General features: G+C 59.3%; 21 protein-coding genes and 1 pseudogene. 15 read left to right on the forward strand and 7 right to left on the reverse strand.

All coding sequences use genetic code 11. The features are described 5' to 3' along the window. The first annotated feature begins 4 nt into the window (after positions 1–4). Both AC6I97_RS07485 and AC6I97_RS07490 read left to right on the forward strand, forming a co-directional pair. Complete coding sequence (locus tag AC6I97_RS07485; RefSeq protein ID WP_224165168.1) at positions 5–889, forward strand: type II secretion system F family protein; 885 nt, start codon at positions 5–7, stop codon at positions 887–889. 118 nt (positions 890–1,007) lie between these two features. Further along, positions 1,008–1,481: an Hpt domain-containing protein gene (locus tag AC6I97_RS07490; RefSeq protein WP_497944561.1), complete on the forward strand. Its 474-nt coding sequence runs from the start codon at positions 1,008–1,010 to the stop codon at positions 1,479–1,481. Here AC6I97_RS07490 and AC6I97_RS07495 read toward each other — a convergent pair. After that, positions 1,478–2,251, reverse strand: a complete 774-nt coding sequence (locus tag AC6I97_RS07495; RefSeq protein ID WP_497944562.1) for a response regulator transcription factor — start codon at positions 2,249–2,251, stop codon at positions 1,478–1,480. The two genes, AC6I97_RS07490 and AC6I97_RS07495, sit on opposite strands and share 4 nt — an antisense overlap. A gap of 213 nt (positions 2,252–2,464) precedes the next feature. Between AC6I97_RS07495 and AC6I97_RS07500 the strand changes: the two genes are divergently transcribed. Further along, positions 2,465–4,147: a sensor histidine kinase gene (locus tag AC6I97_RS07500; protein WP_497944563.1), complete on the forward strand. Its 1,683-nt coding sequence runs from the start codon at positions 2,465–2,467 to the stop codon at positions 4,145–4,147. A 6-nt stretch (positions 4,148–4,153) separates the two neighbouring features. Here the strand turns inward: AC6I97_RS07500 and AC6I97_RS07505 are convergent, their stop codons facing one another. Continuing rightward, positions 4,154–4,297: a hypothetical protein gene (locus tag AC6I97_RS07505; protein WP_224088605.1), complete on the reverse strand. Its 144-nt coding sequence runs from the start codon at positions 4,295–4,297 to the stop codon at positions 4,154–4,156. 225 nt (positions 4,298–4,522) lie between these two features. Between AC6I97_RS07505 and AC6I97_RS07510 the strand changes: the two genes are divergently transcribed. Next, the gene (locus AC6I97_RS07510) at positions 4,523–5,080 is read left to right on the forward strand and encodes a hypothetical protein (protein WP_497944564.1); all 558 of its coding nucleotides are present in this window, start codon (positions 4,523–4,525) and stop codon (positions 5,078–5,080) included. Between the two features lie 58 nt (positions 5,081–5,138). Here AC6I97_RS07510 and AC6I97_RS07515 read toward each other — a convergent pair whose 3' ends face one another. The 3 genes from AC6I97_RS07515 to AC6I97_RS07525 form a co-directional block, all read right to left on the reverse strand. Continuing rightward, a complete protein-coding gene (locus AC6I97_RS07515) occupies positions 5,139–5,855 on the reverse strand; it encodes a hypothetical protein (RefSeq protein WP_497944565.1) in 717 nt (238 codons plus the stop codon). Between the two features lie 167 nt (positions 5,856–6,022). Beyond that, positions 6,023–6,820 (reverse strand): phosphatase PAP2 family protein, encoded by a 798-nt coding sequence (locus AC6I97_RS07520; RefSeq protein ID WP_497944566.1) that lies wholly within the window; start codon positions 6,818–6,820, stop codon positions 6,023–6,025. Between the two features lie 59 nt (positions 6,821–6,879). After that, positions 6,880–7,818, reverse strand: coding sequence for a LysR family transcriptional regulator (locus AC6I97_RS07525; protein ID WP_223946737.1), 939 nt, complete (start codon positions 7,816–7,818; stop codon positions 6,880–6,882). Positions 7,819–8,059: 241 nt separating this feature from the next. Between AC6I97_RS07525 and AC6I97_RS07530 the strand changes: the two genes are divergently transcribed. The 5 genes from AC6I97_RS07530 (at position 8,060) to AC6I97_RS07550 (ending at position 12,871) form a co-directional block, all read left to right on the forward strand. Continuing rightward, positions 8,060–9,205 carry a PrpF domain-containing protein gene (locus tag AC6I97_RS07530; RefSeq protein WP_497944567.1) on the forward strand — a complete coding sequence of 382 codons (1,146 nt, stop codon included), beginning with the start codon at positions 8,060–8,062 and terminating at the stop codon, positions 9,203–9,205. A gap of 42 nt (positions 9,206–9,247) precedes the next feature. Continuing rightward, positions 9,248–10,696: an SLC13 family permease gene (locus AC6I97_RS07535; protein ID WP_497944568.1), complete on the forward strand. Its 1,449-nt coding sequence runs from the start codon at positions 9,248–9,250 to the stop codon at positions 10,694–10,696. Positions 10,697–10,991: 295 nt separating this feature from the next. Further along, positions 10,992–11,318, forward strand: a complete 327-nt coding sequence (locus AC6I97_RS07540) for an ArsR/SmtB family transcription factor (protein ID WP_224088588.1) — start codon at positions 10,992–10,994, stop codon at positions 11,316–11,318. Next, the gene (locus tag AC6I97_RS07545; protein WP_497944569.1) at positions 11,315–12,031 is read left to right on the forward strand and encodes a cation efflux transmembrane domain-containing protein; all 717 of its coding nucleotides are present in this window, start codon (positions 11,315–11,317) and stop codon (positions 12,029–12,031) included. The genes AC6I97_RS07540 and AC6I97_RS07545 overlap by 4 nt, the downstream gene beginning before the upstream one ends. Before the next feature lie 24 nt (positions 12,032–12,055). Further along, positions 12,056–12,871, forward strand: a complete 816-nt coding sequence (locus tag AC6I97_RS07550) for an alpha/beta fold hydrolase (protein WP_497944570.1) — start codon at positions 12,056–12,058, stop codon at positions 12,869–12,871. 108 nt (positions 12,872–12,979) lie between these two features. Here AC6I97_RS07550 and AC6I97_RS07555 read toward each other — a convergent pair whose 3' ends face one another. After that, positions 12,980–14,167 (reverse strand): glycosyl hydrolase family 28-related protein, encoded by a 1,188-nt coding sequence (locus AC6I97_RS07555; RefSeq protein WP_497944571.1) that lies wholly within the window; start codon positions 14,165–14,167, stop codon positions 12,980–12,982. 1,023 nt (positions 14,168–15,190) lie between these two features. Then, on the reverse strand, positions 15,191–15,754 hold the full coding sequence (locus tag AC6I97_RS07560; protein ID WP_497946969.1) for a DUF6270 domain-containing protein: 564 nt from the start codon (positions 15,752–15,754) through the stop codon (positions 15,191–15,193). 341 nt (positions 15,755–16,095) lie between these two features. On the opposite strand from AC6I97_RS07560, the pseudogene AC6I97_RS07565 reads away from it, so the two are divergent. The 6 genes and pseudogenes from AC6I97_RS07565 to AC6I97_RS07590 all read left to right on the forward strand — a co-directional run. Further along, positions 16,096–16,362: pseudogene (locus AC6I97_RS07565) on the forward strand (YveK family protein); the annotation flags it as partial. Positions 16,363–16,524: 162 nt separating this feature from the next. Next, entirely contained in the window at positions 16,525–17,517 is a 993-nt protein-coding gene (locus AC6I97_RS07570; RefSeq protein WP_497946975.1) for a CpsD/CapB family tyrosine-protein kinase, read from the forward strand. Positions 17,518–17,888: 371 nt separating this feature from the next. Next, on the forward strand, positions 17,889–19,571 hold the full coding sequence (locus tag AC6I97_RS07575; RefSeq protein ID WP_497944572.1) for a polysaccharide biosynthesis protein: 1,683 nt from the start codon (positions 17,889–17,891) through the stop codon (positions 19,569–19,571). After that, complete coding sequence (locus AC6I97_RS07580; protein ID WP_497944573.1) at positions 19,568–20,593, forward strand: MraY family glycosyltransferase; 1,026 nt, start codon at positions 19,568–19,570, stop codon at positions 20,591–20,593. Before AC6I97_RS07575 ends, AC6I97_RS07580 begins: the two co-directional genes overlap by 4 nt. Beyond that, complete coding sequence (locus tag AC6I97_RS07585; protein WP_497944574.1) at positions 20,586–21,530, forward strand: NAD-dependent epimerase/dehydratase family protein; 945 nt, start codon at positions 20,586–20,588, stop codon at positions 21,528–21,530. The genes AC6I97_RS07580 and AC6I97_RS07585 overlap by 8 nt, the downstream gene beginning before the upstream one ends. Beyond that, positions 21,527–22,711, forward strand: coding sequence for a glycosyltransferase (locus AC6I97_RS07590; RefSeq protein ID WP_497944575.1), 1,185 nt, complete (start codon positions 21,527–21,529; stop codon positions 22,709–22,711). The genes AC6I97_RS07585 and AC6I97_RS07590 overlap by 4 nt, the downstream gene beginning before the upstream one ends. The last annotated feature ends 9 nt before the right edge of the window (positions 22,712–22,720 follow it).

Genomic DNA, 22,720 nt, shown 5'->3' on the forward strand with positions numbered 1-22,720 from the left:
AACCTTGCACCCTTTCCTGCTTTTATCCTTGTTGCTCGTTCCTCTGCCGAGCGCCTATTTCGCGTGGTCCCTCCTTTCAACTGACCGGAGGACCCCGCGGGCAGTCCGTGAGCTCCTGTCGCGCGGTCAAATCGCGATTGAAGTGGAGCAGCAGAGCAGGAGCGGGGCTTTGGAGCGCCTGGGCTACAGGCTGACCCCTGGAAGTTATGTCCAGAAACTGGACAGACTGCTGGCTTTGGCTGGCCGCCCCACCTCACTCCCTCTGGGACGTGTCCTTGCCGCCAAGCCTGCGCTTGGCCTTCTCGGTGCGATTTTTGGTGTGTTTATCACTACCACCAGCCAGAGTGGACTCATCAAGCTTGTGGGGATCTTTGTGGTCCTGCTGGGATATTTCATTCCGGACCTGATGCTTTACAGCAAAGGTCAGGAGCGGCAAAAGAAAATCCAGTTGGAACTCGCCAACACCATGGACCAAATGCTCATCTCCGTGGAAGCCGGCCTCGGCTTCGAAGGAGCCATGGCCCGCGCCGGAGAAAACGGCAAGGGACCGCTGGCGGAAGAACTTGTCAGGACACTCCAGGACATGCAGGTTGGCAGGAGCCGCCGTGAGTCCTATCTCGCGTTGGCCCAGCGGACCAATATTCCTGAGCTTCGAAGCTTCGTGCAGGCGGTTATCCAGGCCGACACGTATGGGATTGCCATTAGCCGCGTGTTGAGGGTTCAGGCGAAGGTCATGAGGGTTAAGCGCCGGCAACGCGCCGAGGAGAAAGCCATGAAGCTTCCGGTAACAATTCTATTTCCCCTGCTATTCTTCATCTTTCCAGTCCTGTTTATTGCCATCCTGGGACCAGCAGTGATCAATACCATAACAACCCTCAGTGCTGGCTGAGCAGGAATAACGAATTTGTGTAATAAAAGGAAACTCAAGAAATCAGGGGGAGCTAAGGATTTGCTCAAGATCAGCACAAGATCGGTTTAAATCTGAGTTCAGGAAGTAGCATCGAGTTATGTTCAGTTCAGATTTCAGTGAGGTCGACGAGCGTGGGGACTCGGACCGTACCGGACAGACGAAAGGCTCCACATGGATGCCCAACGCGTCCGGACGGCCGATACTGGACCTCGCGGAATTCCAACTCTTGGAAGATCAGGTGGGCGATCCGCGCATTGCGCGCATATTTGCAAGCGACTTCGCGAGGCTCTGGCCAACACGCTACGGAAACCTCGCGGCCGCCGTCGAACGTGGTGACGAAGCGGCGGCCCTGGACACCATCCTTAGCTTGAGAACATCTTCAGCGATGGTGGGAGGCGTTCGCCTTTCGGTTCTCGCAGCCATTCTTGAACAACACATTCTGAACGGTGAATTACGCAATGCCCAGACTCTCCTTGATGAGATTGCCGAGTGTGGTCAGCGCACTGTCAAGGAGCTCAGGGAAAGCTACGTACTGAGGAATGAAAGCCCGGAACCGGATCCCATCTCCTAATCCGGCCTTTTCGGGGCGAGTCGATAACCCACTCCCCGGATCGTCTGCAGAAACCGGGGAGACTGTGAATCTTCGTGCAGCTTTCGGCGAAGATTTCCAATGTGGGTTTCAACAGCCCGTTCGTCGGCCTCGCTGATATAAGCATCGTCGTCGTAATAGTCCCCGCGGGCAGCTCGAACCAAGTCAGCCCTCGTCCGAACTTCGTCGGGGTTGCGGAGCAAATCCAGCAGCAGATCGAATTCGCTCCTGGTCAAGGTCAGGGGAGAACCATCAAGGGCCACTGCCCGGGATTTGTAATTCAACGACAATCCATTGTGTTCAAGGACCGGATCATTGCGTCCGTTCGAACGGACCAAGCCGGATTCGCCGGAATCCTCAGGCAAGGACAACCCAACGCCTACGCGGGGCCGCCGCATCATCGCTGTGACCCTTGCCCTTAACTCGCGTGGCAGGAAGGGTTTCTTTACATAGTCGTCGGCACCCGTCAGGAAAGCGGTGAGAGTATCCGGTTCATCGCGGCGTGCAGTGAGCATGACAACATACGCATCACTGAATTGCCGGATCCGCCGCAAAACCTCATGGCCATCCATGTCTGGAAGTCCGACGTCCAGTGTCACCGCCACGGCTTGATGATGTCGGACAACCTCGACGCCTTCGCGTCCAGTCGCGGCGGAATGGACTACAAATCCCGCCTCTCTCAGGATGGCGCCCACCAAATTCCGGACGTCTTCATCATCCTCAATGACTACAGCAACCCCAGGCTCGCTCATTGATTCCCTCGAGTCGGCGCACATCCCCGCAAGCCCAGCGCAAAGCGGGAAGTGTCACCCAATACGTACGATACAAGCATTCAAGTTTTATAGCACCTAATATGTGCAATATGCGCCGTCACAACGTTCCGGTTTTACGCTCCGCCCCCTGCTCTTCCCGGAATCGGCGCGAAACGATATTTGGTCCGTGTCCCCCAAACGAAGGATTCTGCCTTGACTGAGCAGCCTTTGCTTCGCACAGCCGCCCGCATCTTTAGAAAACTGACGCCCAGAGCCCGGGTAGCCGTCTGTGAATTGCCTTTGACTCTGGTAGTCGGAGGATTGTTCTTCTCTGCCCCCGCCCTTTGGCCAAGCCTCATGCAGAACGGGTTGTTTGTCACCGGAATCCTCATGCATGGGATCCTTTTCGTGAGTTGCTTCCTGGTTCCATGGGAGCGTCTGGCGCCTGGCGCCAGCCTGGTCATTCCGGTCCTGGACCTGGTTGCCCTCGCATTCACGCGAAGTGGTGCCTATGGCTCGCTGCCAGGCCTCGTGGTTCTGGCACTTTTTCCCGTGATCTGGTTGTCCGCCTCAGGTCTGCGAACCAGGTCCAGCCTCATCATTAGTTTTCTGGGTCCCCTCGTCATTGCCCTCCCGCCATTCATTTCGCACCTGCCTAAGCCGCCGTCCTCCGACATGTTCTCGGTTACCGTCCTGCCACTGGTGATGTTGGCGGTGGCAATTACCATCCGGCTCTCGGGCTCGAATGCGCGGATTCAGCAACAGCGAGTCAGGCAGCGTGACCAAGCGCTGAGGCAATTGCTCGCGGCCAGCAGGGATCGCGAAATGCTGCTTGCGACGATCCTGGACACCATCGACGTCGGAATTGTCGCCGTCGATTCCAAGGGCGAGACGCTTTTGACCAACAACCAACAAAAAGAATTCCAGCGCGTGGCGACTCCATCCCGGTCCGGAGCGGCGCCCACACGCGAGGAGCTATTGATCTTTGGCCAGGATCGGCTGACACCGCTTCCACCCGAAAAGAGCCCCACCCAAAGGGCAGTCCAGGGAGAAACGTATTCGGATTACCTTGTGTGGTTCGGTACGGGAGCAGAACAGCGGGCCATTTCCACCGCCGCGCGCAGCATGAAATACGGCGTTGATGAAGGGTTCGGGGGAGCCGTGATCGTGTTTCGCGACGTGACCGACGTTGTCCAGGCCCTCGCGGCCAAGGATGAATTGGTTGCCAACGTTTCCCACGAATTCGGATCGCCACTCACGTCCATCCTGGGCAATCTGGACTTGGTGCTCCGCGGAGATGAAGAGCTCTCGGACAGGGCGCGGACCCGTTTGGAAGTCGCCGAACGCAACGCCGAGCGGCTCCGTGCCCTGGTGGATGATCTGCTGATGTCAGCCGCCGCAGTGGAGAGCATCCACCTACGGCGTACCGACGTGGCCGGCCTGGTTGAAAACAGCTTGGTGTCAGCCCATGCGCAGGCTGATTTTGCCAATGTGGGCCTCGTGGCCGACGTACCTTCACCCCTCTGGGCAGATGCAGATCCCCTGAGGTTGGGTCAGGCCCTGGATAACCTCGTGTCCAACGCCATCAAGTACTCCCCGGGTGGCGGACGCGTCACCGTGAGGGCTGCCCGGAACGACGGGTGGATCCAGCTGGAAGTTCAAGATACCGGCATGGGGATGACCACGGAGGAGACCTCGAAGATTTTCACGCGCTTCTTCCGGACAGGTGCCGCCCGCCAGGCCGCCATTCCGGGCGTTGGCCTGGGATTGTCCATCACCAAGTCCATCGTGGAACGGCACGGCGGCAGTATCACATGCACCAGCAAACCCGGGAGAGGCAGCACCTTTACGGTTTCGCTTCCAGCCACGCCATCCGAGGAGAATATGAAGGCCTAAGCCCGTTCAGTGCATAAAGCCGCTACCGTCCCAGTCGCGGTCGTACTTACCGCACCGCGTGCAGCGCCTGTAACGGCCGCTGCCATCTTCTGCCGACTCCACGTGCCAGGCGTGGCCCAGGTTCAGCTTGCACAAGAGCATCTTGAGCATGGCGCTCTCCATTCCTAAACACGGGCAAACCAGCGAACCGTGATTGCTTCGTGCCCCCTCAGTTTAGGCAGTGCGCCCATTCGGCCGGTAGGGCATTGGGGTTCAGGCATGCCGGTTCCATGTTCTGGAAAGCCCTGATGTCCGGACTCGATGTCGTAGTCTGATGCGTAGTTGGGCCAGCCGTCGACGAACGGGCCATGCCGGTTACTTCCATTGGGGGAATTGATGACAAACGACACGGATGGTGCGGCTTACGGCCAGTCGGAAGTGCCGGTGGTGCCGCTGCAACAGCCGCAGCCCTTCGCGCCGCCGGGAGTGCCTGCGGGCCCGCCTCCGTATGGCTCGTCGCAGCCTTTTGCAGCACCCGCTGCTGCTCCAGAGCCACACCATTACCAGCAGCCGCCGTCCCTGCAGCCGCGCTTCCAGCCGGCTCCCTTCCAGCAGGCTCCTTTCCAGCAGCCGCCTTTTCCGTACCAGCCCTACTACCAGCAGCCGCCCTTCCAACATCCAGGCTTCGGACCCCCACCTTTCCCGCAGAACCCTCCGCGGGAAAATTGGTCCAGCGGTTCCAAGAAGCGCATCGGTCCCTCCTTTTGGATCGTGGGCGCATTGCTTGCCCTACTTGCCGTGGCCAATGCTGTTACAGGGAATGGCGAATCGATCCTGATCTTCATCGGGCTGGCAGCGTTGCTTACTGGTCTCTATTCGCTCATTTTCAAGCGGCCCTCTTGGGCTGCGCTACCCAGCAATGTATCGCAGCTGCTGTCCAGGGTACCCCGATAATGCGGCACAGGAATCTGCGGGCAGTCGTATGCCGTGAAGCGGTCCTCGAGCCCATGGGTCAGCCCCGCGCCGCCCAGTCCGCGTTCGTTGAACGCCACACTGCCGCGGCCACGAACGTGAGCCCGACGATCTCGAGCGCGCCACCGGCCACAGCGAACCACTCGTTGCCGACGATGATGTTTATGACGTGGCCGATGGTCCAGCAGATGATGAGCGCGCCTGCCCACCACGGCACCCCGACGGCGCGGCCGACCCGGATCACCGCGAGGCCGAGTAGTAGCGTGCCGACAAGATTGCCGATCGCGAACAGCAGGTAGAACGGCTGTCCCCACGTCCCCGCGGGCGATGCATCCAGGGCGGCGGCCGCATCCACGCCGCTCGTGGCCAGGGCGATCCTGTCGAGGTTGGCGAAGCTGATGCCGAAGTAGCTGATGTAGCCGGTGACCATGAGCGCCACCGCCCATAAGGCCAGTCGCGGACTGGCCGGACGCAGCAGTCGCAGCGCAGCGGGAAGTCCGAGCACTGCCAGTAGTGATCCGACAAGTGCGAACATGATGGCTGCTAGCAAGGCGCCGGGAGCCGCAGCGGCCAGCTCGAGGCCGCCGGCGGAGCTGCCGGTGTCGCTGAGGCCGGTCGAGGTTGATACGCCGGCGTAGAGCGCATTGCAGACTAGCTGACAGACGAAGGCGACCGGCAGGGCGATCGCGGCGCTGCGGCGGCGGAACCCGGTGGTGGGATCCAGAACTATATCCGGGTCGGAAGCCGAAGCATTCATGGCCCGACTTTACGGCACCGCGCCAGCAGCAGGAAGGGCGGTTCTAGCGGAGCCATGACCGCGGAGTTGATCGGTGCTGCTACTGGTGACCAGGCAACGAAGCCACCGACAACGGCACGAGCGTCCCGTCAGCTGGACTCAGGCAAGCGTCCAAGGGAAGCGGTCACTCATGCGGGCGGCAAGCGTTTTTTCGCAGCCATCTCTTCGGGCCCGGGTAGCGCCTTGGTGGTGCGCCACGTGTCCAAGGCAATGACCGCGGCCAGAATGATGAGTGACAAAGAGACGGAAGCGACGACATCCGTCAGCCAGTGGTAGCCGAGGTAAAGCCTGCTGATGGCTTGGGTAACAATTCCTGCGACGGCGGCGCTGAAGCCGGCAATGACCGCACCTATCCTGCGGCGGCGGGAAAACACGAGGAATGCCCCCACAAGAAGGAAGTCGGAGGCGCCGAGTACGTGGCCCGACGGAAAAGAGTAGGTGCTGTCAGCGCCGAGCACCATGAGATCCATGGGCGGTCGTGGTCGCTCGACCAAACGCGTAATCACTTGGGCGAGGAGCACGCCGGTTAGCATTGCCCCGGCAAGCAAGAGAGGCCGCCAGAGCTTTCGCGCCCGGATTATCCAGATCCCCGTCACGGCGGCCACGATGATGGGCATCACTATGGGGCCAAAAATGGTGGCGAGGACAGCCATGACCGTTGTCGCCGCCGGTGAGCGTTGGCTCACAAACCACGAGCTGACCGTGGCATCCACCGTGGCCAGATCTATTTTTTGCTTTACTTCGGCGAGGATGAGGAAGAAGGATCCGGCGCCGACCAGCGCGAGGACAACCGCGATGACGTAAAGGACCTTCTGACTCCGCGGTGCAACGTATCGTTCCGGGATGGTGAGCTTATCGTGAAGCACTCCGGAGGTATCTCCAGGGTCTCCGGGGGCGTTCGACGGCGGTCTGTCCGGTGAGGGCATAACAAAGGATATCCGTTGCAGCGGCCGACGGACGGACTCGCTGGGATCCGGTCACAGCCTTAGAGGTAATCCCCAACGTGGTCCCGTGCAATTTCCAACAGCGTTGTGTGGAACGCAACCTCGGCCGGGGCGTAGACCTTGTCCTGGCGTTGGGCGAGGAGCACCCGGCGCAGTGGGGCGGCAGCGCCGAGGCTCAGCACCCGGACGTCCGGGTGCTGGAGTGCGACGGCGGTTTTGGGCACCATGGCCACGCCCATTCCCACGCTGACCATTGCCTGCGCTTCCTGGTAGTCGTTGGCCAGGAATCCGATGGTCGGCTCGAAGCCGGCTTCGTTGGCCGATCGCCGGAGCACTTCCACCACAGGATGGGCATCCGCACGAACGATCCAGGATTCCTTTTTCAGATCCTCCATCTTTACTTCGTCGAGGTCGGCGAGGTGGTGTCCTTTGGCCACGAGGATGACCGTGCTTTCCTGGAAGACTTCGGTTGTCCGGATGGCGTCGTCATGGAAGCGATTCCATGGGTAGTCCCAGAGCAAACAAAGGCCGGTCTCCCCGGATTCGAGGTCTGACACGAGTTCCTCAAAGCGCGCGCTTCGGACTGAGAGGCTGATGGCCGGGTATCGCTTCTTGAACGCCCGGATCACCAGCGGCAGGAACGATCCTGCGAGGGTGGGAAACGTGCCCACCGTCAGGGAGCCGCGGCGGAGGCCGGCGATCTGGTCGAGGTCGTTACGGGCCGCGCGCATTTGCCCCACCATCTTGCGGGCGTGCCCGGCGAGCACCTGGCCCGCTTCTGTTGGCACCACGCCACGCGAACGGCGGGTAAGAAGCGGTTGGCCTACTTCCTGTTCGAGCTTCCGCAATTGTTGGGAAACCGCGGACGGCGTGTACAGCATCAGATCGGCCGCAGCAGTGATGGATCCCTGCTCCACCACCTCAACCAGCAGAGCCAACCGCCGAATGTCGAATAATTCCTGGCCGTGATCATTAAGCATCAGTTAACTCTCCTCTGATTTTGGTTAATTCTATGCAATGCAGCGCGATTTGCCCCAGCTGTTGCCAACCAAAAGAGCTTAAACCCAGAAGCCAGACAGCCTTTAGGCACTCCAGCGACAGTGAATGAAGCATCCCTACATGCCCCATCAAATATCCAACATTGTCTTCATTTGTGATCCGGATCATTCTTCTAATAGGCCCCTGAAACCCAGAGCGGCATGAGGAGATGGACGGATTGCCATGAAGATTGAAGCGGAGTGGATGCGTGGAGGCACCAGCAAGTGCTGGGTCTTCGAAGGTGAACACCTGGACGAAACCCACAAGGACCTGGACTCTTTGCTGCCCCGGCTTTTCGGAAGCCCGGACCACCGCCAGATTGACGGCGTTGGAGGGTCAACCTCCACCACCAGCAAGGCCATGATTCTGCGCCGTCCCGCCGAGCCGGATGTCGACGTCGAGTTCACCTTCGCGCAGGTCGGTATCGAGGAAGCGGCCGTGGACTGGGGGAGTAACTGCGGAAACTGCTCCGCGGTTGTTGGACTCTACGCGATCGAGAAGGGCTGGGTCACGCCCAGCGGCGACAACACCCGGATCGTCACGCGCAACACCAATACCGGCCAGATCATCATCCAGCGCGTTGCCACCCCGGCGGGCGCTTTGCCGATCGTCCCGGATGCGGAGATGCCCGGCGTCGTATTTCCCGGCTACCGGGTGGGCCTGGGCTTCAAGGATCCCGCCGGCAAGACGACCGGGAAGTTGCTGCCCACCGGCGAACCAACGGACACGATAAGTGCAGGCGGCACGCGCTGGACAGTTTCAATGGTCGACGCCGGAGCTCCAGTTGTGATCGTCAAGGCTGAGGAGTTGGGCCTGGACACTGCCCGCTTCGAAAGCTGGCAGGCCGGAGTGAAGCTGCAGCTGGACACCCTGGACCAGATCCGCCGGCAGGCCGCCGTCCGCATGGGCCTGGCCTCAACAGTTAAGGACGCTGCCCGCGCTATCCCCAAGCTTGCAATCGTCGGAGCCCCCGGCACAGGGGACAACGGCGCGGGGGACACCGGCATAGGGGATGCCGGCGATGTCAACGTCATGATGCTCTCCATGGGCAAGCCCCACCCGGCCCTGGCAATTACCGGAAGCATCGCCTTGACGCTTGCAGCAAGCACCCCAGGAACTGTCCTCAACAGCATCACGGGCAGCGAACCGCGTTCCATCCTGCGGCTTCGGACTCCTGCGGGCGTGATCGAGACCTGGAGCGAAGAGCGCGACGGGTCCCTGTTGGTCGGGGTGGACCGTACGGCACGCACCATCGCCACCACCACCCTGCATCTCCCGGAACTCCTCGGCAGCGCCGTCGAGCCTTCCTTCGTATCAGCCGCCCATTGACATTGGCTGCCCAGACAGCCCACTCAACGAGGAGTAAAGATCATGACTAAGACCGATTACCAAGCCGCCCCCACATCAGTGGATGATGTCCAGGACGCTGGTTCCAAACGTCCCAACCGCAGCCGCCGTATCCTGCTGATAACAGCAGCCGTGATTGCTGTCCTGGGTCCGGCCGCTCTGATGTTCGGGGGCGCCATTTTCAACCCGGCGGCCACCTCGGGAACGGAGCCGACCTTGACCGCTACGCAGATCATTCCCTTGGTGATCCTGGTGGTCATGTTCGTTGTCGCTACCAAGTGGCCCCTGAACATCGGTGTGATGGGGCTGGTGGCCTCGTTCGGCGTCGGGTATTTCATGCTGGGCATGACCGATAAGGAGATCCTTGCTGACTTCCCGGCGAGCATCGTCCTGACGATCATCGGCGTGACGTACTTCTTCAGCATGGCGAACCGCAATGGGACCATCGACATCATCGTGCAGAACTGTGTGCGCCTCGTCAGGGGCAAGACGATGTTGCTGCCGTGGGTTTTCTTCCTCATTGCCGCCGCGCTGACCTCGCTTGGCACGTTCTCGCCTGCCGCCGTCGCACTTCTTGCACCTGCTGCAATGGGGTTCGCCTACGAGTCGCGTATCCACCCTGTCCTCATGGGTGCCTTTGTCATCAATGGTGCACATGCAGGTGGGTTCTCGCCGCTCTCGGTTGCCGGCGTCCTGGTCCACAACATCGCCCACGATAACGGCTTCCCCATTTCCCAGGGTGGACTCTTTGCGGCGAGCTTCGCCATCAACCTGCTTCTCTCGGCGCTCTCCCTGGCTTTGTTCGCGGTCCTGGGCAAACTGAAGGATGGCTCAGGGGTCCAGAACCTGGACCTGGAAACTCCCCGCACCACGCGGCCTCATGGCCAGCAGATCCTGACGCTCGTGCTGATCGCTGTCATGCTCGTCTGCACCTTGGGCTTCCGGATGCCCATTGGCTTTGTTGCTCTTTCCGCCGGCCTGCTGCTGGCGCTGGTCAACATCAAGGAACACCGGACATTCATCGGCGGCGTTTCCTGGTCCACTGTCCTATTGGTGGCCGGCATGATCACCTACGTCTCCCTGCTGCAGCACGTGGGCGTTATCGACACTCTTGCAGAGATGGCTTTGGCTCTGGGCGCACCGCTGCTGATCGCCTTGGTTCTCTGCTACGTCATCGGTGTCGGCTCGGCATTTGCCTCGTCCACCGCGCTGCTGACCGCGTTCATCCCGCTCGCCGGACCGCTGCTGGCCTCCAGCATGTTGAGTGCGTCAGGAACGGTCGCTGCTCTTGCAATCGCAGCAACTGTGGTGGATGTTTCGCCCTTCTCCACTGACGGCGCATTGATTGTTGCCAACGCACAGGAATCAGACCGTCAGCGCGTCTACAAGCAGCTGATGGTCTACGCAGGTGGAGTGGTCTTGGTGGCGCCCGCGATGGCTTGGGCCCTCCTGGTTCCGACAGGCATCCTCTAAGCCGCAACTTTTCACATGACTGCCGGCAATTCCACGTCGGCACGCGGAGGGACCCGGCCTGCATACCAACGCAACAGGTAACCCGAAAGACGGGCGCAGGACTGGATTATCTCAACGCACCAGAGGCGGGGCCACCTATCAGGTGGCTCCGCCTCTGTCGTGTCGGCAAAGCGTACGACGGCGGAGCTGCCGCCGCGTCGTGCGGGAGGGGCCGCTCTCTCGTGCAGCCCAACAGTGCTCAATGCAGGCTCAGTACACGATTGCATGAATACAGCGACCGCTGTACTTTAACCACATGGAAACCCTCACCCACGCTCCGGTGCTGGCCCGCTTTGGCTATGCGATCTCGGACGCCACCAGGGCACGCGTACTCCTGGCCTTGGCTGACGCGCCAGCATTCCCGTCGGAACTTGCAGATTCCCTGGGTGTTTCCCGTCAGAGCATGTCCAACCACCTGACCTGCCTCCGCGGGTGCGGCCTGGTGGTCGGGGTTCCCGACGGGCGCAGGACCCGCTATGAACTTGCCGACGCACGCCTGGGCCACGCCATCAAAGATCTGATCGGCGTGGTCTTGGCTGTGGACCCCAATTGCTGCGCTCCTGATGGGACATGCGTGGCATGAGTACCGCCGTGCGGGAAGCAGCAGAACGCAGAACCGTCCTGACGCGTCGGATCAGACTCCTCGCTGCCGCCACCATCACCTACAACGTGATCGAGGCGGCAGTGGCATTGTGGGCCGGCGGTGCAGCGGATTCCTCGGCGTTGATTGGTTTTGGGCTGGACTCGGTGATCGAGGTGGCCTCCGCGGTGGCACTGTCCTGGCAGTTCTCCGCCAAGGACCCCGAGCGCCGCGAGCACTTAACCCTGCGGATTATCGCGATTTCCTTCTTCGCACTGGCGGCCTTCGTCACGTTCGATGCCATCAGGTCCCTCACCGGTGGGGGAGAGGCCCAGCACTCGACGCCAGGGATCGTGATAGCAGCCCTCAGCCTGGCGATCATGCCCGTTTTGTCGTGGGCCCAGCGCCGAGCCGGGCGTGAGCTCGGATCCAAGACGGCCGTAGCTGACTCCAAGCAGACATTGTTGTGTACGTATCTCTCTGCTGTGCTGCTCATTGGCCTGGTCCTGAACAGCACGCTGGGTTGGTGGTGGGCTGATGCCGGCGCAGCGTTGGTGATTGCCGCCGTCGCCGTCCGCGAAGGAATCAACGCATGGCGTGGCGACGTGTGTTGCGCCGTGCCCGCCGCGGCCGTTAGTAATGAATCCGCCGAAGACTCCAGCTGCTGCGCGGAATGCCGGACCCCGACGGATTCAGCCAAGATAGTCGTGGAATAACCAGCCCGGGCGTACGCTGGCCGCATGGAGTCCGAGGTCAGGACCGTCGCCTTGCGCACAGGGATCAACGTGCCGTGTTTTGTGCAGGGTCACCTCGCTGAAGGGAACGACGACGGCGGCGCGCCCTTGGTCCTGCTGCATGCGTGGGGTGAATCCTGGCGGAGTTTTGAGCGGCTGATTGCCTCGCTTCCGCCTCTTACTCTGGTGGCGCCGGACCTACGCGGCCATGGCGGGGCCGACAAACCTGAAGATAGTTACTCTCTGACAGCGGTCGCGGAAGATGTTCTCGCCATGTTCGATGCCTTGGGTATCGAGAGAGCCCACGTGTTGGGTTCATCCAGTGGTGGATACGTGGCGCAACAACTCGCTGCGACCCATCCTGAACTCGTGCAGTCACTGATTCTGGTGGGATCGCCGTTGAGCCTGCACGGGAAACCATTGTTTGCGAACGAGGTGGATGCGCTCACTGATCCGATTTCGGAGGACTGGGTCCGGGAATCTCTGTCCTGGTACCGGTTGCTGCACCCTGTCCCCGCTGCCTACATCGAGGACAGGGTGCAGGATGGCTTGGCCATGCCGGCAGCCGTTTGGAAGGCTTCCTTGCGTGGCTACTACGACGCTGTCCCGCCAACCGAAGCCGGAACCATCTCAGCCCCGACGCTCATCCTGTGGGGCGCACATGACCACATCGTCCCGCGGCACCATGAAGAGACCCTAGTCCGCCGTATCCCGGGAGCTCAGCTGAAGATCTACGAGAAGACGGGGCACCTGGTGTTGTGGGAGTGCCCGGAACGGGTTGCTGAGGATGTGGAGGGGTTTCTCAGTTGGATTGCGGAGTAGAGACCAGCCAAGCCGCACCTCGGTCGGCTTACAAACTTGTTAACTATGCTGAGCGTCTCGATTAGCGCTGCTCTGGTCCAGTTTTCTTGGCAGCCAAGCGCTGCCTTGTCACTTACCAACCCAGCCGGTGCTTCCGTTTCCACTCTGCTTGACGTAGAAGGTCGTACCAATGCCGCCTCCATAGTTTTGATACGTCGAGCCGACCGGTGCCATTTCGCGTTTCTCCGGACTCCCGGAGCCAACTAGCTGAAGAGGGCTCAGTGCCACGCCGCCTGTGACATATGGGGAGGCAAACTGACCCGTGGCAGCACCTGTAATGCTGGCCAGAGTTACGAAAAACTGGAACCAGTTCTGCGATTTGTGGACGGCCACGAGTTTTCCGGATCCAAGCGAAGTAAGCGTGAAGGTTCCGCTGGTGAGGCGAGCTCTCAATGTCGAACCGGAGTTGTTCAAAGCTCTGAAGTCTACGAATGGCGGCGTTGTCACATTTGGCAGGTAGGCGTTGAGATCCGTCGCCACCAAAGCAGCGGCATTTATGCCAGTTGCCGCCACGCCCTTGAAGAGTGAGAACTCATTCAGACTGCTGGTCACGTAACAATCGCGGAAATGGATCGTACCGACTGAGATGGGACCACCCGGTCGGTTGAACCTCACGCCGGCCTTGACGCCTTCAATGTAAGTTACGCCGCCCACTACCAAGTGCGCGACTCCTGTACCTTCCACGGAAACGATGCTGTCCAGGAGATAAAAGTTGCCGTCGTGCAGTCCAGCCGTGCCTAGGTAACCCAGAGTCTTGATTCCGATTGGGGCCCTGGCGAGTTGAAGACGCGTCGAATGAAACAGGCTTGTGTCCGTGGTTTCGATTGCGGCAACAACGGCTTGATGGACCCTGACGTTGACCATGCCCATTTCCTCGGACTTGCGTAGACGTAAAGGCGTCTGAGCTATATTGAACCCATCGATGACTAGGTTCTGAATCAGGTTCTGGTAGATGAAATCCGTTCCATTGCCCACATCGATACCCCCGCTTGGGTGAGTAAACCTAAGCACGGACGAACCGGAGGGATCGCCAACCAGGGACGAGTAGCTCGCGAACATCTGGAGTCGGGTCGCAGACGGAATCAAATAGGTCCCTGCTGGTAGGACAACAGATCTGCCTCCGGCAGCGCGAAGTGCTGCGCTAATGGCAACCGAGTCGTCGGCGATGCCGTCCCCGACCGCACCATAGTCCCTGGCATTCACGGGTTCGTTGGCGCGTAGTACGTACTGGACTGAAGGATCGGTCGCGGCCGACACTGTTGACCGTACTCCGGCAGCATGAGCTGAGCCTGAGTTGAGGATCAACAAACCCTCGCTGGCGACTGCAGCCGTTGCCAAGGGGACGAATTTAAAGATCCCCCGACGCCCTATGCCGGCACCTCGCCTTGTCAGCGAGCTATCCACATTCTCTTTGCCATTACTCATGAAGACACCCCTATTCGCTGGTTCCCGTGAGGTAGTTATCCCGGCCTGGCTGCTTGGAAAAACAACCAGGGCCGAGTAACCCGGCGGACCGGGAAGAAAGGTCTGACTCGCCAACTAGAATTAGAAGATGGAAATCGTGCCAGATACGTGAACTTCATTCCTGAAATGGATCTCCATCACATTTCGAAAATAGTGGGTAATATAGGTTCTTACCAACAGTAATTAGTACTCGAGTTGAAGGCCCGCGACGCTCGATTACTACTTGGCGTACTTAGATCTTGAAGTCGAAGAATACTTGTATTACGTGCATCCACTACTCGGATTATTTGCTTCAACTACTCGCCAGGAGCTCTTGGGCCGTGTCCGAGGGGCATGGGTGGCACGTCGCATTTGAAAGTGGCCGTGAGGCCCTTCATTGCCTGGGCGAGACCACTACTTAGCGGCTGGGTACAGTGACCGGCGGGACGCCAGACAATCCGCGCGGGCGCGCAGCCAGCTGCTTAGCCTGCGTGGTTTCTGCATCCTTGCGGCTGCCCTGCCAGGCAGCGGTGGCGCCACAATAGGCCGTTAATACCTATTTGACCCGCGGTTTCCAATTTACTGCGTGATTGCGGTGGTCCCAATCAATTACCAGCAAGTTGGTCATCGGGCATCGACGGTCTCAACGTGAATTTTCCCACGGAGTCTCTTACTTGCCGAAGCCTGGCCTCAATTTAAGGATTGGGATCGGAATATGCAGGGAGCGATTAGCTGCCGGTGGAAAGGTGTGAATCTAACTGAAATACAGACATTTCTGACCAGCTCCACGAACACTAGAGGGGAAGTCCTCGCAAACCTGGACTTCCTCCCAAAGAGCTACGCTTTGGTCAACCGCGTGAGCTCCGCGAGAAAGTGCTGGTTCGAAGCATCTGTGTAATGGAAGGGTTGCCTGCCCCATTTGTGTATATCCGCAGCCAAGGGTGTTCCGCCGGGGTAGTCGATGAACCGGACACCTGGCGACTTCTCGATCTCTTTGTACAGGTTGTAGAGCAGTCGATTATTTCGGTCGAACCAGAGTGAACGCCCGAAGGGCTGCCCTGACGCGTCAATACTTGACCAGTAAACGCGGTTGACTATGATCTTGGCTGGGTCAACTAGCCTCACAAGCTCCCGAAGGCCTTCAAGGCGGTTGGCCCATCCGGTGGCACTCCAAGGCTCATGAACACTGGCAGGATCAACGGTGAAATCCATTGCCTTGAGCTCATCGGACTGTGTAATGGTGGTCCCGCCAAGCTCGATTGTGCTCATGCGTTCGTCGATGAAATCCACCACGAGCCAGTCGTACTCTGTGGTTGTCAAGGAATTCGCCAGAGTCTTGTGGACGTCTAGACAGAGTACAGGAGCGACAGCAGCCGATGTCCCTTGCTCGCGCTTTCGTATCTATGGCGTCCGATACCTTGGCCGGGCAAGTTCTCGTGGTACGGGACTGCTGTAAAGGGTGCTTGATGCGTACAGCGTGCGGGATGGCCGATGCCAGCACATTTCGGAGTCCCACACTTCAGTTCGTCAACCAATTTTAGTTGAAACTTAGCCTCCGCCTAGGAAGTTCATTTTAAACCTGCGTGATAGATGCATGATAGCGTCAAAATTATCAAGCGTGACCATATGACTAGCAGCGTCTACCTGTGTTGCAACATCGGTTATACGACATGATCTAATAACGATGAGTGGACCGATCGCCTCGGCTCCGCTTCCTTGATGGATAATGGCTCACGAAAATAATGGGGAACCCCGTGGAGTTGCGTACCTACTTGCATGTCATCCGCAAGCGCTGGATTTCCATACTGCTTGTCACCGCTGTGGCGGTTATCGTCGCACTGGGTCAAACGTTGACCCAGACGCCCATCTATGACGCCCATTCACAATTGTTCGTGTCCGTCAAGGGTGGAAATTCAGCGACTGACGTGACCCAGGGAAACATGTTCGCGCAAAACCGCGTTACGTCTTATGTAAGTCTCGCTACGAGTCCCCGCGTCCTCCAAGCGGTTGCAGATGACTTAGATATGCCAGGCGGATCAAGGAAACTGGCGGGTCGCGTTTCAGCCTCGGCGCCCCCACAAACAGTACTCATCGACATTACGGCTTCCGACGCAGACCCCGAACTGGCAGCCAGGATTGCCAACTCCACGGCGGACGAACTGATTAAAGGCGTGGCATCCGTCGAGGATGTTTCGTTGGTGAAATTGAGCGTCTTTGAACGGGCGGAGCCGCCAGTCAGTCCTTCTTCACCTCGACCCATGATGAACCTAATCCTTGGTCTGGTTGTGGGCCTGGTCCTTGGGCTTGGCCTCGCGTTCGTGCGTGAAGTTCTCAATACACGGCTGCGGACCCAGGATGACATTGAGCGAGTCGTCAGCGCAGGCGTTCTGGGCACCTTCGTGGGCGATCCTTCTTTGGAAAAGACCCCTGTCTTAACGCAGGGTGACCCATACAGTCCGAGGGCAGAGGGCTTCCGCCAGCTGCGAACACACCTGTCATTCACGAACCTTGGCGGCGGGCACCAGAGTGTCGTGGTTTCATCGTCGATCCCAGGTGAAGGGAAAACGTCTACCGCTGTTAATTTGGCAATAATGCTGGCTGAAAGCGGGACGCGTGTGCTTCTCATCGATGCCGATTTGCGCCGGCCGCGTGTCGCAAACTACTTGGCTCTGGAAGGATCCGTGGGCCTTACAGGTGTCCTGACCGGCAGTGTGGCGCTTGAGGACGCAATACAAACATGGGGTCCGGCGGGCCAGCTTCACGTTTTGGCATCGGGGCGTTTGGCACCGAACCCAAGCGAGTTGCTTGGGTCTTCGACTATGGACAAGCTACTCACTCATTTGGAATCTGAGTATGAAGTGGTCATTATTGATGCCCCGCCTCTGCTCCCCGTCACAGACCCGGCCGTTCTCGCAGCGAACGCCAGCGGCATCCTGCTGGTCGTGAGTGTTGACGGTCGAACGAAAAAAGCCGATCTTGCCAGAGCTGTCGCAAATATTGAAGCTGTCCGTGCGCGAATGTTGGGCGTGGTCATCAATCGTCTTCCGGCAACAAAGGGTGATCACAACTACTACGACTACAAGCCTCAGGTCGACAAAGGTAAAAGGCGTTCGACCGAAGCCAGGAATCGGCAAGAAATGCGCCACGGTAGCGCAAAGCCGTAGCCGATCCGAGCGAAACGGAATGTACGCTTCGTTGCCCCGCGCATCCAGATTTCGCATATGCCTGGCGCATCCAATCCTGGTGCAGACTTCAGCCTTCAGTGTCGGCTTGCACCAGACCTTCAACGCTTCACGATTTCTACGGACCAGCTCAGTCCTGATTTGCATAACATTGGGGATAGTCGATGAAACACATCAACAGGATCAACACCGTAAGTGACTATGCGGGGAAACCTTCGACGGAGATAGCAGCCCTACATAGTTCGCAGTTGACCCCATTCAGCCACCGCCTTCAATTCGGATTGGATGCCGTGTCTTGGATTGTCGGACTAGTCGTTGGTGTTTTCTTCCGATACGAGTTTGATGGAAGCCAGATGAGCCTGCCTCCGCTGCTGGCCGTTAGCGTGGCTCTGGTCTTCGCCCAACTCCTCATCGGCTGGCTATTTTGGCTTTACCGGGGTCGGTACACGTCGGCAAGTTTTGAAGAAGCTGCAGCCTTGCTGGTAACCGTTATTTCCGTTGCAATGCTCGTTGGCATCCCCGTAGTCTTCCTCGGCGAGAGCCTGGGGATTCCCCGCAGCGCAACGCTCATGGCGCTGCCCTTGGCCTTCCTCCTCATGGGTTCCTCGCGCTACCTCCGCCGCCTGAATTCCGATCGCCTACACAAGCCCCAAACGGACGCGAAGCGCACGCTCATCTACGGAGCAGGTCACATGGGCCAGCTGTTGATCCGGAATATGTACGCTGACGCGCATTCCGGTTACCAGCCTGTCGGTCTCATTGATGACGACCCTTCGAAGCGCAACCTTCGACTCGTGGGTGTCCCCGTCCTGGGTGACAGCAGTCGGCTTTCGCAGATTGTCAATGAATCCGAGGTTGAAGTCCTGATCGTCTCGATTGCCAGGGCTGATTCGGAACTCCTTCGATCGATTTCCGATGCAGCAGCAGCCTGCGGCATCCAAGTCAAGGTACTGCCGACCCTAAGCGAGATCATGGAAGGTAGAGCCGCGCCTGCGGACGTTCGTGACATAGCCATTGAAGACCTCATTGGACGGCATCCCGTGGACACGGAGGTCGCCTCCATTGCCGGCTACCTGAAGGGCAAGCGTGTTCTCGTGACCGGGGCCGGCGGTTCCATAGGGTCTGAGCTCTGCCGTCAGATCGTCAGGTTCGAACCGGCCGAATTGATGATGCTGGACCGCGATGAATCCGGTCTTCAAAGCGCGCAGATATCCATCGCCGGGCACGGACTCCTGGATACCAAAGACGTCGTCCTCGCCGATATCCGTGATCCGCTGGCACTGGAGGAAATTTTCCGGGAGCGGCAGCCCGAGGTTGTGTTTCATGCGGCTGCGCTCAAGCATCTGCCGATGCTGGAGCAATACCCGGGTGAGGCCTGGAAGACCAACGTTCTCGGCACGCTCAACGTCCTGAATGCGGCCCGTGAAGCTGGTGTTTCGACCTTCGTCAACATCTCGACTGACAAGGCCGCCGATCCGACGAGTGTGCTCGGGCACTCCAAGCGACTTGCTGAGCAGCTCACCGCTTGGGCTGCGGCCAGCTGTGGCGGAAGATACCTTTCGGTGCGCTTCGGAAACGTCATCGGAAGCAGGGGATCCATGCTTCCGACGTTCCAGACGCTCATTGCCGCCGGTGGACCGCTGACCATCACTCATCCTGAAGTGACCAGGTTCTTCATGACGATTCCCGAGGCGTGCCAGCTTGTCGTGCAGGCGGGCGGCATCGGGAGCCCCGGAGAGGTGCTGATCCTGGACATGGGGGAGCCGGTTCGGATCCAGGACGTCGCTGAGCGGATGATTGCAGCCAGCGGCAAGAACATTGAGATCGTCTACACCGGTCTGCGTGAAGGCGAGAAGCTTCATGAAGTCCTGGTCAGCCACAACGAATCAGATGTGCGTCCCATCCATCCCAAGATCTCCCATACGACGGCCGCCCAGTTGAAGCCCGAAGATCTCGACGTCGAAGAGTGGTATCAGCTTTTTGCGGATGACCGGGAAACCGGACCGAATAGACTCGTTTCGAAGGGGCCGGCGTGAGGCTTGAGTTCGCGGCGGCGGGTCTCGGGCTGGTCGCCAGCCTTCTTGCGCCCTACGCGGTCCTGCCCCTGCTGCGGCGACTGGGAGTCGTTGACGTCCCATCAGCCCGTTCCTCGCATTCGTCCCCGGCGATTCGTGGGGCTGGCCTTGCAACCCTTGTTGGCTTCATCACCGGTTGTCTGGTCATCATGACGGGAGGACAAGCCCCGAAACTAGTCATTTGTGTTCTTCTTGCGTCCGTGGCAGCGGCTGGCGCAGGCTGGCTGGAGGACTTCAAAGGAATTTCCATCAAATATCGGGTGGCAAGCCAACTGCTGATCGGGCTTTCCACCGCGGGGGCCGTGGTTGCCGTTTCCGGCGCGGAACCGTGGATCATCCCGCTCGGAGGACTGTTCATAACAGGGTTCATAAATGTCGCGAATTTCATGGATGGCGTCGACGGGATCTCGGGCTTGAACGGTGCCGTATTCGGTGGGACTTATGCGGTGATTGGAATACTGACGTCGCAATCCTGGCTGACTGCGGCCGGATTGGTACTTGCTGCCGTTTATGCCGCCTTCTTACCTTGGAATCTTGGGCGGAATCGGATCTTCCTTGGCGACAGCGGCAGCTACCTGCTCGGCGCAGCAGTTTCTGTCATGGCTTTTGCAGCTTTCTGCTCGGGAGCGCCGCTCCTCGCAATCCTTGGGCCAATAGCCATCTACCTGGCAGACGCAACGTACACATTGCTGTCCAGAATTGCCGGAGGCCAGCGTTGGTATGAATCCCACCGCAGCCACATCTACCATCAGCTCGAAGACCTCGGTCTGACCCATCTCCAGGTTGCCGCCATCGTCGCTGCTGGCAGCTGCGCCACAGGTGCCCTGGGAATACTTGCCGCCCAGGCAGCGCCCTGGACTGCGGTCCTATATCTGGGCATCGCCGGGGTGCTTATCGCAGGGTATCTCATGACCCCGGTAGCGATTCGACGCTGGGCGAGCAACCGTCACGCTGACGTGGGAAGGAGCCGTCTCGATGGCTGACTGGATTGTGGTCGGGGGCAGTGGATTTGTTGGCGGCGCTATCGTTGACGTTCTGGCCTCTGCGGGCCACGGCGTCTTGAAGCAGGTCGCCCCACGTGTGCTGGCTGATCCAGAGTGGTCTGCTCAGGAGGTCATAGCGGAAGCTTCCAAGCACGTCGAGGAGATCGCCGCGCTGGCCGCCTCATTTGCGGACAAGGATGTCGTGGTAAACGCAGCTGGACTTGCTACCCCAGGTAGCGGCCAGAGCCTGGAGCTTTTTGGTGCCAACGCGGTCTTGCCAGCCCTCATCTGGCTGGCGGCACAGCAAGCCGGTGTCCGGACGTACATCCACATAAGTAGTGCTGCTGTGCAGGGACGGCGGCCCGTGCTTGACGGTTCGTGGGATCATCAACCCTTCTCACCTTATTCACAGTCCAAAGCCCTAGGCGAACGAGCCTTGCAATTGCTCATGGATCAGACCCTCACGGGGCCGTCGACAGTCCGGATTGTCCGGGCCACGTCGATTCAAGACCCTAGCCGAAGCACTACGCGGAGTCTGATCAGGTTCGCGCGTTCACCACTTGCCAGCGTGGCCGCACCTGGTTCCGCTCCCTCACCAGTGTCCAGTCTTGGCGGTCTAGCGGGGTACGTGCGCGCCGTAGGCGAGGCGCCTGAACGTGTGCCGACTGTCAGTGTGCAACCGTGGGATGGACTGACCGTGCGCGATGTTGTGCTCCAGCACGGGCACAAGGAACCCCTTCAGCTGCCTCCTGCGTTGTGCCGTTTGATGCTCAAGGTTGGTTATTGGTTTGCGAAATTCGGCTCACCCAAAATGGATAGCGTCGTCCGCAGGGCCGAGGTGCTGTGGTTTGGCCAGCGGATCAGTCAAACGCCCGCTGGCCAATCCTTAGGCATGGGGGAAAGTACTTTGTCGGCAGGGGAGCGGGCTCAAGAATGAAATCCACGACAGACATTTTTTTCATCCAGACTACTGACATCTCGGTTAGCTCCCAGTTGAGCGGCCAGATGGGTTACCTGCAGCGTCGGGGATTGCGCGTTGCGGTTGCATCAGGCGATACCGGTCTTTTGAGTTCCCTCGCCGAGCAAGACAACGTATCGTCGCACGCCCTGCCGATTGAACGTGACCCGTCGGTGTTGTCTGATCTGCGCGCACTTTGGCGGATTTTTAGGCTCATCCGGGAGCTCCAGCCTGATGTCATTGTGTACGGCACACCGAAGGCTGCACTGCTGGGTGCAATCGCTTCCTGGGTGCTGCAGAAGCCTCGGCGCATTTACTGCGTCTATGGGCTTCGATCCGAGACCATGACCGGCGCCAGCAAACAGATGATGCTTCTCATCGAGAAGACAATCATTAGGCTTTCCACAGACGTCGTGGCTGTCGGCCATGCTCTGAAGGAGCAGATGATCCAGGCAGGACTCACGGCTGACGTCACAGTTTTCGGCAAGGGCTCTGCCAACAGCATCGATCTCGAGAACTATCAACTCAAGGGACAGGACCCTGAGCTGCGCACATCATTCCGCGCGGACCACGATATCCCTGCCGATGCCAAAGTTGTAGGCTTCGTCGGCCGCATCACAGCTGACAAGGGCATCGACGCGCTCATGGACGCAATGCAGTCACTTAGACAGCACATGGATGACGTCCACCTCGTCCTGGTGGGACCGGACGATGGGATCGAATCGCTACGCCCAGCGACAGTAGCTGCGTTCGATGAGCCCTGGGTACACAGGACGGGCAACTTGGACGATACTGCGACGGTGTACGCGGCGTTGGACCTGCTGTGCCTTCCGTCCCGCCGTGAAGGCCTTCCAACCGTACTTCTGGAAGCAGCGGCATCCGGGACCCCAATCGTGGCAGCAGATGCCACGGGGGTCCGCGATGTGATTCCACATCCGGGATGCGGGAAGGTTGTGCCCATCGATGACTCGTCGGCACTTGAAAGCGCACTACGCATGGTCTTGGTAAACCCTGAAGAGGCCAAGGCAATTGCTCTCAATGCCCAGGCTGTAGTGTTCCGCGACTTTGACAGGGAGCGGCTCTGGAGCCGCCAGTACCGCTTTTACACTGGCGACAAGAACACTCGGACAAGCAGCTTGATGACAAGAAAGCAAAAATAAGCCATGACT

The organism is Arthrobacter sp. TmtSoilC48, from assembly GCF_059739425.1.